At 42.8% G+C, this 13,132-nt stretch carries 16 protein-coding genes; 7 read left to right on the forward strand and 9 right to left on the reverse strand.

The genetic code is table 11. The features are described 5' to 3' along the window. Positions 1-159: 159 nt before the first annotated feature. A complete protein-coding gene (locus AC5JL8_RS21050; protein ID WP_495881614.1) occupies positions 160-1,176 on the reverse strand; it encodes an SDR family oxidoreductase in 1,017 nt (338 codons plus the stop codon). 126 nt (positions 1,177-1,302) lie between these two features. After that, positions 1,303-2,010, reverse strand: coding sequence for an ROK family protein (locus AC5JL8_RS21055; protein WP_495881615.1), 708 nt, complete (start codon positions 2,008-2,010; stop codon positions 1,303-1,305). Between the two features lie 161 nt (positions 2,011-2,171). Here AC5JL8_RS21055 and AC5JL8_RS21060 point away from each other — a divergent pair, with 161 nt between their 5' ends. The 4 genes from AC5JL8_RS21060 to AC5JL8_RS21075 all read left to right on the forward strand — a co-directional run bounded on the left by AC5JL8_RS21060 (position 2,172) and on the right by AC5JL8_RS21075 (position 4,687). Beyond that, positions 2,172-2,498 (forward strand): hypothetical protein, encoded by a 327-nt coding sequence (locus AC5JL8_RS21060; RefSeq protein WP_495881616.1) that lies wholly within the window; start codon positions 2,172-2,174, stop codon positions 2,496-2,498. A gap of 121 nt (positions 2,499-2,619) precedes the next feature. Further along, positions 2,620-3,423, forward strand: coding sequence for a creatininase family protein (locus AC5JL8_RS21065; RefSeq protein ID WP_495881617.1), 804 nt, complete (start codon positions 2,620-2,622; stop codon positions 3,421-3,423). Between the two features lie 121 nt (positions 3,424-3,544). Further along, positions 3,545-4,048 (forward strand): 2TM domain-containing protein, encoded by a 504-nt coding sequence (locus tag AC5JL8_RS21070; RefSeq protein WP_495881618.1) that lies wholly within the window; start codon positions 3,545-3,547, stop codon positions 4,046-4,048. Between the two features lie 282 nt (positions 4,049-4,330). Continuing rightward, entirely contained in the window at positions 4,331-4,687 is a 357-nt protein-coding gene (locus AC5JL8_RS21075; RefSeq protein WP_495881619.1) for a winged helix-turn-helix transcriptional regulator, read from the forward strand. A gap of 156 nt (positions 4,688-4,843) precedes the next feature. On the opposite strand, the gene AC5JL8_RS21080 is transcribed toward AC5JL8_RS21075, so the two are convergent. From AC5JL8_RS21080 to AC5JL8_RS21110, 7 genes are all read right to left on the reverse strand, one after another. After that, positions 4,844-5,239 (reverse strand): salt stress protein, Slr1339 family, encoded by a 396-nt coding sequence (locus AC5JL8_RS21080; RefSeq protein WP_495881620.1) that lies wholly within the window; start codon positions 5,237-5,239, stop codon positions 4,844-4,846. Between the two features lie 155 nt (positions 5,240-5,394). After that, positions 5,395-6,000, reverse strand: a complete 606-nt coding sequence (locus AC5JL8_RS21085) for a vWA domain-containing protein (protein WP_495881621.1) — start codon at positions 5,998-6,000, stop codon at positions 5,395-5,397. Between the two features lie 48 nt (positions 6,001-6,048). Beyond that, positions 6,049-6,654, reverse strand: coding sequence for a vWA domain-containing protein (locus AC5JL8_RS21090; protein WP_495881622.1), 606 nt, complete (start codon positions 6,652-6,654; stop codon positions 6,049-6,051). Between the two features lie 61 nt (positions 6,655-6,715). After that, complete coding sequence (locus tag AC5JL8_RS21095; RefSeq protein ID WP_495881623.1) at positions 6,716-7,321, reverse strand: vWA domain-containing protein; 606 nt, start codon at positions 7,319-7,321, stop codon at positions 6,716-6,718. 413 nt (positions 7,322-7,734) lie between these two features. Further along, positions 7,735-8,859, reverse strand: coding sequence for a site-2 protease family protein (locus AC5JL8_RS21100; protein WP_495881624.1), 1,125 nt, complete (start codon positions 8,857-8,859; stop codon positions 7,735-7,737). 121 nt (positions 8,860-8,980) lie between these two features. Beyond that, positions 8,981-9,904 (reverse strand): phosphodiester glycosidase family protein, encoded by a 924-nt coding sequence (locus AC5JL8_RS21105; protein WP_495881625.1) that lies wholly within the window; start codon positions 9,902-9,904, stop codon positions 8,981-8,983. A 166-nt stretch (positions 9,905-10,070) separates the two neighbouring features. Next, positions 10,071-10,421 (reverse strand): ArsR/SmtB family transcription factor, encoded by a 351-nt coding sequence (locus AC5JL8_RS21110; RefSeq protein ID WP_495881626.1) that lies wholly within the window; start codon positions 10,419-10,421, stop codon positions 10,071-10,073. 80 nt (positions 10,422-10,501) lie between these two features. Between AC5JL8_RS21110 and trxA the strand changes: the two genes are divergently transcribed. The 3 genes from trxA (at position 10,502) to AC5JL8_RS21125 (ending at position 12,838) form a co-directional block, all read left to right on the forward strand. Then, complete coding sequence (gene trxA, locus AC5JL8_RS21115) at positions 10,502-10,825, forward strand: thioredoxin (protein ID WP_495881627.1); 324 nt, start codon at positions 10,502-10,504, stop codon at positions 10,823-10,825. A gap of 128 nt (positions 10,826-10,953) precedes the next feature. Beyond that, positions 10,954-12,066: an alkene reductase gene (locus AC5JL8_RS21120; protein WP_495881628.1), complete on the forward strand. Its 1,113-nt coding sequence runs from the start codon at positions 10,954-10,956 to the stop codon at positions 12,064-12,066. Between the two features lie 106 nt (positions 12,067-12,172). Further along, entirely contained in the window at positions 12,173-12,838 is a 666-nt protein-coding gene (locus tag AC5JL8_RS21125) for a nitroreductase family protein (protein ID WP_495881629.1), read from the forward strand. Positions 12,839-13,132: the final 294 nt, after the last annotated feature.

Raw genomic sequence — 13,132 nt, forward strand, 5'->3', positions numbered from 1 at the left:
ATTGGTGAGGGTTATTGTGAGATGAATTAGATGCAGTCGGTAATGATATTAGGGAACTCCAAAAAATAAATTATCAAATTTTACTCCTTCAAAACGGCTTTCCCTCCCCCTGCTCCTATGCCATCAAAGCGATGGAATATTTTTTTACTTGGAAGTCCCTTAAATGTTATTCTTTGTACCCCATATACCTGCAAGTGCGGCAACACCTAATGCCGCAAATGCTAACGCACCCCATTTGAGTGGCGGATTCATATCCAACCCATCTAAGAAACTGGGTATCGATAAGTTTCTAAAGTCTCCCTCAACTGTGTCATAACCTTCAATCGGTTCAAAAACATTGTTTGGCGCATCTTCTGATTTTGGCTCATTAGTGCGCTGTGCTTTAAAGGCGATCGCCAGTAATATTGAATCCGCTAAAGATGGCGAAATGCGTTGCAGTAAATCTAATACTTTGCCCGCATCCCCAACCACAAAATCACGCATGGGGTGTTCCGCAGCGTAGAGAATGGCATCGCTAACAAGGCTAGGTTGGTAATAGGGGGGTACTCCTGTAGGCTTCACCCCTAGTTTGGTGCGAACTTTATTGTAGTAGGGAGTGTTAATCGTCGAAGGCAGTATTGAGGTAACGCTGATAGGCCATTTTTCGTGTTGCAATTCAACGCGTAAGGCATCTAGGAACCCTTCTAAACCATGCTTGGCAGTAGAATAGGGACTTTGTAGAGGCAGACTGCGCCTACCTTCCATTGAGGAAATATGAATTAACGCTCCTCGTCCTTCTTGTTTGAGATAAGGTAATGCTGCCATTGCACCATATACCTGTCCCATCAAAGTCACATCAACAACTCTGGCAAACTCCTCTGGTGTAATTTTCTCAAAAGGAGCAATTACACCTGTAGCGGCAGTATGAACCCAAGTATCGATTCTGCCGTATTCTGCTACAGTTCTATCTGCGATCGCCTTTACTTGCTGAAAGTCACTTACATCTGCAATTACATAAATTGCCTCACCACCAAAGCCTTGAATCTCATCTACCAAAGACTTTAACCCGGATTCGCTGCGGGCAGAAACTACAACCTTTGCACCACGTTGAGCAAACCTCAGCGCTGCGTCACGCCCGATACCACTGGAAGCCCCAACGATGGCTACCACCTGTTGATTAATTGGTTTTAATTGCATGGTTAATCATTCTTAATCATTTCCTCATCTTCAATGAATAAGTTTGATTTCTGCTTACTGCATCCCTCGCCAGACTTACGCCAGTAACAAATCTGTCTGGAAAGAGTGCCCAATGCCCAATCGCACCTAATTTCGCCACAAAGCAATACCACCCAATAAGCCAGTGATATTAGGGATGAGTTTTACATTTAAAGGCAACTCGATATTTACTCTGACAGCTTCACCACCGCCGATATAAAGGCAATCATAATTGAACAGATGCTGCAAAGATGCGATCGCCTTTTTTAAACGCTGGTTCCATCTTTTCTCACCAATTTTTTCTAACGTTGCGCGCCCTAGCTGTTCTTCGTAAGTATCGCCTTTACGAAACTGATGATGCCCCATTTCCATATTCGGCACTAATTTACCATCGACAAATAAAGCCGAACCAAATCCTGTACCCAAGGTAATTACTAATTCCACACCTTTACCTGCTATTGCCCCCAACCCTTGCATATCTGCATCATTAATTACCCGTACAGGCTTGTTTAATTGCTTTGATAAAGCGGTTTGTAAATCAAAACCAATCCACTCTTGATCTAGGTTTACTGCTGTTTCTGTGACTCCGTACCGCACTACACCAGGAAAACCCACTGAAACACGATGAAAGTCACCTTGAGCAGCTGCTAAGACGACAATCGCATTGATTACAACCTCTGGTTTAGCTGGTTGGGGTGTATCTAAACGTGCCCTTTCTGTTATAGGGTTTCCTGTGATATCTAATACCATAGCCTTGACACCGCTACCGCCAATATCAACTGATAGGGTGCGAATTGATCCGTTATCTTCAACCATGAGATTTTTTCCTTCTAAATGTTTGCTCTTTGGTTATTATGCTCTGCTACATCTGGGTCATATACAGATGTTTTGAGAGTCTTAACAAGGGCTGGGAGTGGGGACTAGGGATTGGGAATTGGGAAGTTTAAAGTTCCGAAACGGGTGAATGCAGTTCTGAGGTGGATGAACGCAGTTCTGAGGTGGATGAACGCAGCTTTGAGGTGGATGAACGCAGTTCTGAGGTGGATGAACGCAGCTTTGAGGTGGATGAACGCAGTTCTGAGGTGGATGAACGCAGCTTTGAGGTGGATGAACGCAGTTCTGAGGTGGATGAACGCAGCTTTGAGGTGGATGAACGCAGTTCTGAGGTGGATGAACGCAGCTTTGAGGTGGATGAACGCAGTTCTGAGGTGGATGAACGCAGCTTTGAGGTGGATGAACGCAGTTCTGAGGTGGATGAACGCAGCTTTGAGGTGGATGAACGCAGTTCTGAGGTGGATAAATGAAGCTTTGATACAATTCACTCCCCCAGCTCACCCAGCCCTCTGCCCCTCTGCCTGTTATCTCCGATACTTAATACCCAGCCCCTAAGCCAGGTAAAATCAAAATAGCGCAATAGTAGATAAAATGCACAGCTTTATTCCCCCAAAACGCTTTTTTCCCTACCTCAGTTGGACTGATATTGAGGCAATGCCAGATAAGGAAAATGTGGTAATTATCCAACCAGTGGGGGCAATTGAACAACATGGCCCCCATCTACCACTGATTGTTGATGCTGCTATTGGTGTTGGAGTACTAGGAAAAGCGTTAGAAAAGTTAGACTCTAATATTCCTGCTTATGCTTTGCCCAATCTTTATTATGGTAAATCTAACGAACACTGGCATTTTCCAGGGACGATTACCCTGAGTACGGAAACACTCACGGCAACAATTATGGAAGTGGGAGACAGCATTTACCGTGCTGGGTTTAGAAAATTAGTGTTGATGAACTCCCACGGGGGACAACCGCAAGTCATGCAAATGGCAGCGCGAGATTTACACGTTAAATATGATGACTTTTTAGTATTTCCGTTGTTTACTTGGCGTGTACCTAATATTACTAAAGATTTGCTAACTCCCAAAGAAGCACAGTTAGGAATGCACGCTGGAGATGCCGAAACTAGTCTGATGTTGGCAATTTTACCGGAGCAGGTGAAGCTGGAGAAGGCTATTGCTGAGTATCCACCAGAACAGGAAAAAAGCAGTTTAATCAGTTGGGAAGGTAAGCTACCGGTGGCTTGGGTAACGCGAGATATTAGTAAAAGTGGAGTCATTGGCGATGCAACCACAGCAACTAAAGAAAAAGGCGATCGCATTCTCGAATCTCTGGCTGACGGTTGGGTACAAGTTATTCAAGATATTTATACTTTTCGCCCACCTCAAAGCTGTTAATCATTCTAGAAATCACTACCTACGGCACTAGCCAGATTTGTTAGTGTAGGGATAATGAAAATATTGCTAATGGTGCTGGCGCAGCAACTCTCTATTAAAACTAATACTACGAGCTAAAATTATGGCGGAATTTGAAGCAAAAAGTATCCGTTCTTATAGCCAAGAAGATGTACAGCAGATTCTGAATTTGGCGATCGCGCGTCATGCTGGTGATACAGAACGAGAGTTTTCTTACGACCAGCTATTAGAGATCGCCGCTGAGTTAAACATCCCTGCTGATTCTTTACAATTAGCAGAGTGCGACTGGCGATCGCAACAAAGCGAAGTACAACGGCGGCAAGTTTTTAATAATTACCGTCGAGGAAGATTAAAAAAGCGTTTAGGTAATTATGCCGTAGTTAATGCTTTTTTCATCCTTGTGGATTTGATTGGGGGTGGCGGTCTTGGTTGGTCGCTGTATATTTTGCTATTCTGTGGCCTCACAGTAGGACTGGATATCTGGAATACCTTTCAAACTAAAGGTGAAGAGTATGAAATGGCTTTCCAGAGATGGAATCGCAAGCATCAAATTAAACAAACCATTAACACTGTTGTTACTAGATGGTTTAAGGCATTGCAGATTTAAATGTGTACAATATCTTCGCCGAATTGATATTACAAAAATACTCACACCAGCAATTAATAGCCTTCTATCGCCTTCCTATCAGAAAACAGAGAAATTCTATAGCAATCCGATTTGATTTCTGAATCACTCGTAGAGGTAAGGGACTGGGGATTGGGGACTGGGGACTGGGAAGAAGGAATAAAGGTGTACTGAATTTTGTTCAAAAATCAAATATGAGTCCTATATGTACAATTACTATGAATAATATGCAATTTAAAATAATATACTTGCCAACAACTCACTATGGAAACTGAAGCGCAAAACTATCCCAGGCTTACTTGTGCGGTAGAAACTACACTAGATGTAATTGGCGGACGCTGGAAGGTTTTGATTATTAGAGAATTAATGGCAGGCGTAAAACGTTTTGGTGAATTACAACGCGCCTTACCAGGAATTACCCAAAAAATGCTAACTCAGCAACTCAGAGAAATGGAAGAAGATGGCATTATTCACCGAGAAGTTTATCCACAGATTCCCCCAAAAGTAGAATATTCATTGACACCTTTAGGAGAAAGCTTGCAACCAATACTCAATGCAATGCACGAATGGGCTGTACAAAATTTTTCTCAAATAAACCGTCGTCAAGTTGAAAATCAGTAATCGTTAGACAGCAATATTTTTAATACTCACAATTATTAATTCACAACTATGAATTCCTAGCAGAATTAAACGCAAATTTTATATTATTCAATTTATAGTAAATTTAGGGCTTTAAATACCCGACTGAAAATGCCTTTAATTTTGAATTGTGAATTGTTAATAGTTGTTTTGCAAATACTCAATAGCCGCCTCTAACTTTGAGGGATAGCTTTCAGCAAATCTTTCAAACCATAGCCCTTCAACTGAAAATGGATCTAATTTGGCTAGCCATTCTTTTGCTTGACTTTTTAAAGCTTCTAATTGTTTGGCGCGGAGTTGTTCTTGATGAATTCGTTCTTTTTCTAATTCTTGCTGTCTTCTTAACTCCTCAGCAGTATCTTGTTCTGCAAAATCAGCCTTAACTTCCTCCAAAAGGCTATCTATTAAAGAAATTGCCTTTGGTGGCGCTTGGATAAATGGTTGAGTTAAGTTTGGTTGTGGCTGTGGCTCAGAGGGTTTTACTTCCTGGTATTCAGTTTTGAGTTCAGCTAACAGATTATCAATGGTATCCATTGTTTCAGTCCTGTAAAGACGATGGCTAGTACCACTGTGCGGAAATCAAAATATCCTTTGGAAACTAGCCTTTGAGATATCTACAAAAACCTTATTATATTCTGCTGGGTTCTTGAGGTATTTTTGAATAGTAGATTTGTTGCCGTCGGGTTGCATTAGTCATTAATGGCATTAAGTAGCACTTCCGATAGGCTTAAATCTTCCATATCTTCCATTGTAATTGTGTCACAAATATCAAACTTAGCACCAGCTCCTTGAAGTTCGTCATCCAAAACTTTAAGAAAGCGAGTAGCTTGGGGATCTGTACCAACTTGAATGAAAGAAATAGCCAGTTCTTCATCACGATCCATGTGGCGAGAAGCTTCAATAATTACCCGCATTACAGCTTTGCGATCGTCCGGTTCACCATCGGTAACAACTAAAATTGTTTCACCATTGGGCTTAGTTTTACCCGCACCCTTGCGTTGAAAGTAATCATCAGTTGCATGTTTTAACACTGCTGCTAAGTCAGTAGTTCCAGAGGGGTCGTTTTCTCGGAAAATTTGTGCCACCTTAGCCGATGTCACATTTTCATAGCGTTTGAATCTACCAGAAAATACATAAATAGTGATGCCATCAGGGTCAAATTGTTCACACTTACTTGCTAGGGCTAATGTAGACTCTTGTGCTGCTACCCATCTGCTTCTACCACCTTTTTGATCTGGGGTAGCCATGCTGCCGCTTTTGTCAATAATTAAGGTGTAATCACGATTTTCTAGCATTTCTAATTTCTCCAATCATTTAGTAAAAACTTTTAAACTATCAAATTATCAATCAGTTACCGCCTTTACTAATACATCCGTGAGGCTCATATCTTCTAATTCATCTAAAGTGATGGTATCGCAAATATCAAATTTAGCTCCAACACTCTGCAACTCGTCATCCAAAGCATGAAGAAACTTAGTTGCTTTGGTATCAGCACCGACTTGAATTAGAGAAATTCTTAATTCTTGAGCCTTTTCTAGCCGATGAGTAGCATTAATAATTACCTCAAACACAGCTTGGCGATCGCCTGGTGTACCATCAGTAACAACTAAAATTACTTCTCCCTCTGGCTTGGTTTTGCCATCAGCTTTGCGTTTAAAGTAGTTATTGATGGCATCTTGAAGTACACCCGCTAAGTTTGTCGTATCTCCAGGTAAATTGTCTGCAAAAATCTGCTTTATTTGGTTTGATTTAACATAGTCGTAGCGTTTAAATCCTTTAGAGAAAAGATAAATAGTAATTCCATCTAAATCAAACTCTTCACATCTAATTGCTAAGGCTAATGTCGATTCTTGTAGTGCTGACCATCTACTTCTACCATTCCTTTGATCTGTAGTAGCCATGCTAGCACTTTGGTCAATAATTAACGTGTAATCACGATTTTCTAGCATGACTAAAACTCCAAAAAATTATTTATCACTTATTTAACAAAACTTATAGAATCAAGCAATATCAGTCAGTTATCGCATTCATTAATACATCTGCGAGACTCATATCTTCTAAATCATCTAAAGTCACAGTGTCGCAGATATCAAATTTAGCCCCAACACTTTGCAACTGGTCATCCAAAGCTTTGAGAAACTTAGTAGCTTGAGGATCTGAACCTACCTGAACTATAGAAATTGCTAATTCTTCATCACGATCCATCTGGCGAGTAGCAGTAATTATTACTTCAAATACAGCTTTGCGATCGTCTGGTTCGCCATCAGTGATTACTAAAATTGTCTCGCCATTGGGTTTGGTTTTGCCAGCAGCTTTACGCTTAAAGTAATTATTGATGGCATCCTGTAGTACACCCGCTAAATTAGTTGTGCCAGCCGGGTCATTTTCTAGAAATACCTGCCCAACTTTTGCTGAGGTTACATCCTCATAGCGTTTAAATCTCCCTGAAAATACATAAACAGTGAGACCATCAGGATCAAACTGTTCGCACTTTCTGGCTAAAGCCAGAGTAGATTCTTGGGCTATTTCCCATCTGCTTTTTCCACCCGCTTGATCAGGAGTGGACATACTACCGCTTTTATCAATAATTAAGGTATAGTCACGGTCACTCATCATAGTATTCCTTTGATTGTTACCCTGTGGTTACTAGTCTAACCGCTGAGTAATAGCACAGCATCTCTGGAAGATGCTTTGTAATAATGATTTAAGTAGTTAAAAACTACAAGCCATTTGATACTATCCATAAAGTATTAATACGTAAACTATCTGCAACAGTCTTGGCTTGGATATTTATAGGACTTACGCACTGAAGCCTGAAACCCTGATCCCCCCCTTCAAAAGAGGGGAATTTCTAAAGCCACGCCACTGAGGGAGTCGGGGAACCCGCAAGGGCGCAGGGCTGCCCCTTTTGAAGGGGGTTGGGGGATCTGAGTGCGTAAGTTCTGATTTAGTGTAGGGGTACTGGTGTTTGATAAAAAACTCCCTCAGAAATTCTGAGGGAGGTTTGAGAAGGAGTATTTTGGATTGGACTATGCAGGGTTGAATTCAGATCTGCGTTGTAGTAGTTGGATAATCGCAGCCTTTTCTAAAATTCCCACTAGCACGCCGTTGTCACGAATTACGGGAAGCGCAGATAGCTTTTGTTGTTCGAGTAGCTGAACTACTTCTAAAAGCGGCTGGTCTGATTTGACTGTGGTAGATTCTGCAATTGGTCGCATTACTTCTTTGACTTGAGTTTCTGACCACTGTGTTGTAGGGATGCTTCGCAAATCATTAGCAGCGATCGCACCTACCAATTGTCCCTCATCGTCAGTCACTAAGAACCGATGCCAGTTTTGTCCACTTAAAATCCGCTCATCGGCAAACTCTCTTAAAGTTAGATTAGCAGAAACAATCGGGCTATCTGGAGTTACAGCATCCGCAGCTGTCAAACCTGTAAGTTTTTCCTGCACTCTGGCAAATTGAGCCGCATTACCTGCATTTTGTAACAGAAAGAAACCGATTAACAAGTTCCAGATGTTGGCAAAGCTACCGTATAACAGTAGGGGAATTAAACCAGTGGCGATCGCCACCCAACCAAATATCTGTCCAACTCGACTGGCAAAAGTCACGCCTTTATAAGGATTGCCTGTGATTTTCCAAACAAGAGCTTTAAGTATATTTCCGCCATCTAAAGGCAAGCCAGGAATAAGATTAAACAGTGCTAGCGCCAGGTTAACAGAAGCTAGAACACCAAGAATAGCTGCTAGTGCCCCTGATGCGGCGGTAGCAACACCAATTGCTGTAACCACACCGCAGATTAGTAGGCTAACTAAAGGCCCAGCGATCGCTACCCAAAAAGCTTCTCCTGGAGTTTTCGATTCTTTTTCTAAGCTTGCTAAACCGCCGAATATGAACAGTGTGATTGATTTGACATCAATGCCTTGGCGGATAGCTACGAAGCTGTGTCCTAATTCATGAGCGACGACAGAGGCAAATAACAACAGCGCTGTCATCAATCCTAGTAGCAAGGCTAAAGCCCCAGATAGTTGCGGAAATTGCGCCATCAGCCCGCTGCTATAAGTCCAAGTTACCAAGCCCAGAACTAAAAACCACGACGGATGGATGTAAAAGGGAATCCCAAACAGATTACCCACGCGTATTGTGCCATTCATGTCGTACACCTTTGATTTCAGCTTCCAGAGGTTTGTTTTTCTCTGGATGTCTCCAGTGTAACGAAATGTTACTAGGCTTTAATCTTTCTATTGGTAGGGGTGTCCGTCCGTGCAGGTGCGGTTATTTGGATGTAGATGTTTTTACAACTTCTGGCAAAGCATAAAAACCCAAGTGGTTGCCAACCGGACGCTCACGCATAGGTAGTTTGGTATGAATAGGAGCATTTAATACCTTTGTGCCATTATTCGCTGATATCACCAATGTGGTAGAACCGCCGCCATCCATATTGAGCGCAGCATAAGCGCCTAGATTGATAGCAGTCTTGGTCAACTCACCAAGAGTAAGACCTTCACTGTAAAAGGGTTGCTTACCATCGACAACAATTAACCACAGTTTATTACCCTGGCGATTGATAGCTACTGCCACACGTGGGTATGGTTTATTCTCAGAAATCTGAGAAATAGCAGGTTTACCATCACTAACCAACATTTCCTGGCCTGCAACCCCTTGAACTGTATCTTTGGGACATTTGCCACTCGCCAATATTTGAGCAATATTACTTCTGGAAAAGCACACCACAGCTTTATTCGCTTCTGGTTTTGAATAACGAGATCCACTGGAGATTACCTCTCCTAAAGGATAGGAAGGATCGCCGCTGTGAGGATAATAATCCCAAGGTGTACGTTCATAAAAATGATGAAAGTAACTAGCATTGACTGCCAATTGCACCTTAAATTCCCGAAGAAATTCTGAGGTAGTTCGAGCGTTGGTTTTTCTACCACTGCCAATTGGCATCCCTGGAGTTACTAAGGCTTTTACTCCTGGTACTGCCAAATCAACCGTGACAATATGAATCATGACCAGACGTGGCGTGGAAACTGCACGGCGTTGATAAATAATGCCATTGAATAATACTTGCTGTTGATCAGTCCGGGGTGGACGTAAAAAACAAAGCCAACCGTAGAACAGCAGTGGCGATAGCAGTAGACTCGTGCCAGCAACTATTAAAATTCGTCTGATATAGACTTGGTTACGATGTTGCATCGCTTGATTGAGAAACAGCAGTTTGTCCTGCGATTTATCTTGCCACTAAGCGAGTACAGTTATAGCACCAGGCTTGTCTGAGAATTCTTTAAATTCAGGGAAGTTGCTCCTGAAGCAGACTCCCTGATAACTGTAATTTATAGTTTCTCTGTAACCTTGTCAGTGCTTAGACTTGTGAGGCTGTTTGTTTATCGGCCGATGTGCAAATATCTAATGGGGGAGCCGATCGCAACACTGCATCCAATAACCCCGGAAACAACGTCTCTAAATCCTCGCGCCGCAATCTATTGATGTGCTGTGTCCCTTCTTTATGAGTCAAGACTACCCCCGACTCTCGCAAAATTTTAAAGTGATTTGACATGGTAGACTTGGCGATCGCAAAATCAAACCCGGCACAGCATTGCTCTCCCTTAGTCGCTAGCAGCCTCACAATCTCCAGCCGCACCGGGTCACCCAATGCATATAGCACCCCCGCTAAAGATATATCTTTTCTATCTGGATGATACAAGAATCTCATAGTTGCATGATCTCATAAAATGGCTTATATTTTAATTATTCGATAATATCGAACAATAGAATTAAATCAGGAGGACAGTTATGTCATCCGTTACAAATGTCACGGAAGCCACATTTAAGCAAGAAGTCCTAGATAGCCAAGTTCCGGTATTAGTGGACTTTTGGGCCCCTTGGTGCGGCCCTTGCAGAATGGTAGCTCCGGTCGTCGATGAGGTTGCTACCGAATACGATGGACAGGTGAAAGTAGTGAAACTGAACACAGATCAAAATCCTACCGTCGCCAGCCATTATGGAATTCGTAGCATTCCCACATTAATGGTGTTTAAGGCAGGCCGACAAGTTGATACAGTCGTGGGTGCTGTGCCCAAAACCACATTAATTAAGACTTTATCACAGCATATGTGACAAATATAACAGCTTAGGGTGGGTTGTCTACCTACCCTAGTTGAGTGCCCAGTTGTGAGTGCTGAGTGCTGAGTTCTGAGTGCCCAGCCCCCAGCCCAATTTTACACACTCATTTGGAGACATAACCAATGAATAGTGACATCAACTTATTCTCTCCCTACCAGTTAGGCGAACTGGAATTGCCCAACCGTATTGTTATGGCTCCCTTAACTCGACAAAGAGCAGGTGAGGGAAACGTGCCGCATCAATTGAATGCTACCTACTACGCCCAACGCGCTTCTGCTGGGCTGATTATTGCAGAAGCAAGTCAGGTTTCTCCCCAAGGACAAGGATATCCTAATACACCAGGTATTTATTCACCGGAACAGGTAGCAGGTTGGGAGTTAGTTACTGATGCTGTGCATCAACAGGGAGGAAGAATTTTTCTGCAACTGTGGCACGTAGGCAGGATTTCTCATCCTGATTTGCAGCCAGGTGGAGAGTTACCTGTAGCACCTTCTGCGATCGCACCTAAAGGTGAAGCCTTAACCTATGAGGGACGCAAACCCTTTGTCACGCCCCGTGCTTTGGAAACCTCAGAAATTCCAGGGATTGTAGAAAGCTACCGTCTAGGGGCAATCAATGCACTAGCGGCTGGGTTTGATGGAGTAGAAATTCACGCAGCCAATGGTTATTTAATCGACCAGTTTCTCCGGGATAGCACAAACCAACGCACAGATAAGTATGGCGGTAGCATTGAGAATCGTGCCCGACTGTTAGTAGAGGTAACAGAGGCAGTTACTAGCGTCTGGGATGCTAAACAAGTAGGAGTACGCCTTTCTCCTAGTGGGACATTTAACGATATGCGTGACTCCAATCCCCTAGAAACCTTTGGCTATGCGGCACAAGTGCTAAACAAATTTGATTTGGCTTATTTGCATATCTTTGAGGCAATAGACGCAGACATTAAACATGGTGCGACGGTAATACCAACTAGTCATTTACGAGAACGCTATACAGGGACTCTGATTGTGAATGGCGGTTATACCCGTGAAAAAGCCAATGCTGTTTTGGCAAACAAAGAAGCAGATTTAGTAGCATTTGGCACTCTATTTATAGCCAATCCTGATTTACCCGAACGTTTGGCTGTGAATGCACCACTGAATCAGCCAGACCCAGAATCGTTCTATGGCGGTGGTGAAAAGGGATATACAGACTATCCATTTTGGACAGCAGCAGGTGAACAGCTAGCCAGTGTCTAATTATTCTGGGGTGAGGATAAGCAACCTTTTACACCAAATCAGTATTTGGTCTGATAATAAAAAACGCTATCCTAAGCACAATAATTCAAACAATCAGGAGAATCTCATGAGTGTTATTACCCAAACTCAAGCCCTAGATGTACCCAGTGCTATTATTAAGCGTCGGTCAATCAAAACTTTTAAATCAGACCCTATAGCCCCAGAACTGCTAAAGCAACTGGTAGAGTTGACTGTAGCAGCACCCAGCAGTTTTAATATCCAAGACTGGCAAATCATCCTCGTGCAAGATGAGGCGCAAAAGGCAGCGCTATCGGCAGCAGCTTGGAATCAACAGCAAATTATCCAAGCACCTGTAACCTTTGTTTTTGCTGCCGATCGAACCGCAGGCGAACAAGATTTAACGCCGATTTTTGAGCGAGCAAGCCAAACTGGAGCATGGAATGAAGGTACAATCAACTACTTTAAAAACGCCATCCCGCAATTTCAAAGTTCATTGGGAGACAAGCGCCGTGAATATGCCATCAAAGATGCAATGATTGCTGCCACTCATTTGGTACTAGCAGCAGAAAGTCTGGGATTATCCACCTGCTTTATGAATGGCTGGCTTGAGGATCAGGTGAAGGCAGTGATTGGTGCGGCGGACAATCCAGATTTAGCGATCGCTGTTTTAGTTCCTGTTGGCTATGCAGCAGAACCACGCTTGAATCCGGGCCGCTTGCCATTGCCCTACAACGTTTCTGTAGACAGAATCGGTAACTCTTATGAGGGCTAGTTTTTACTTGCCTGGGATATCAAAATTTTAGAAATCAAACCACAGATAAACACAGAGAAAAGCCTGCACATCTGTGTTTATCTCTTGCCAATCCCCAATCCTTTTCATGCTTGCATTGATCATGGCATCCCTTTGTGATTATGAAAATATTTGATTTTGTCGGGACAAATATATTTAATTGGTTGCCTGATGGATAGAATAATCCCTTGGATTGCCGCATCCTTCTAGAAGTGGGATGAACCGTGGTAACTCACCGTCGGCTTGGGGCGTTAGGCATTGAACAGAACTTTCCCA

It is taken from the genome of Mojavia sp. (assembly GCF_059505145.1).

Coding starts and splice junctions, on each gene's coding strand:
- AC5JL8_RS21110 (WP_495881626.1), bottom strand. CDS start 10,421: ATGAGATTCTTGTATCATCCAGATAGAAAAGATATATCTTTAGCGGGG.
- AC5JL8_RS21075 (WP_495881619.1), top strand. CDS start 4,331: ATGGAAACTGAAGCGCAAAACTATCCCAGGCTTACTTGTGCGGTAGAA.
- AC5JL8_RS21120 (WP_495881628.1), top strand. CDS start 10,954: ATGAATAGTGACATCAACTTATTCTCTCCCTACCAGTTAGGCGAACTG.
- AC5JL8_RS21100 (WP_495881624.1), bottom strand. CDS start 8,859: ATGAATGGCACAATACGCGTGGGTAATCTGTTTGGGATTCCCTTTTAC.
- AC5JL8_RS21095 (WP_495881623.1), bottom strand. CDS start 7,321: ATGATGAGTGACCGTGACTATACCTTAATTATTGATAAAAGCGGTAGT.
- AC5JL8_RS21070 (WP_495881618.1), top strand. CDS start 3,545: ATGGCGGAATTTGAAGCAAAAAGTATCCGTTCTTATAGCCAAGAAGAT.
- AC5JL8_RS21050 (WP_495881614.1), bottom strand. CDS start 1,176: ATGCAATTAAAACCAATTAATCAACAGGTGGTAGCCATCGTTGGGGCT.
- AC5JL8_RS21080 (WP_495881620.1), bottom strand. CDS start 5,239: ATGGATACCATTGATAATCTGTTAGCTGAACTCAAAACTGAATACCAG.
- AC5JL8_RS21090 (WP_495881622.1), bottom strand. CDS start 6,654: ATGCTAGAAAATCGTGATTACACGTTAATTATTGACCAAAGTGCTAGC.
- AC5JL8_RS21125 (WP_495881629.1), top strand. CDS start 12,173: ATGAGTGTTATTACCCAAACTCAAGCCCTAGATGTACCCAGTGCTATT.
- AC5JL8_RS21055 (WP_495881615.1), bottom strand. CDS start 2,010: ATGGTTGAAGATAACGGATCAATTCGCACCCTATCAGTTGATATTGGC.
- AC5JL8_RS21085 (WP_495881621.1), bottom strand. CDS start 6,000: ATGCTAGAAAATCGTGATTACACCTTAATTATTGACAAAAGCGGCAGC.
- AC5JL8_RS21065 (WP_495881617.1), top strand. CDS start 2,620: ATGCACAGCTTTATTCCCCCAAAACGCTTTTTTCCCTACCTCAGTTGG.
- trxA (WP_495881627.1), top strand. CDS start 10,502: ATGTCATCCGTTACAAATGTCACGGAAGCCACATTTAAGCAAGAAGTC.
- AC5JL8_RS21105 (WP_495881625.1), bottom strand. CDS start 9,904: ATGCAACATCGTAACCAAGTCTATATCAGACGAATTTTAATAGTTGCT.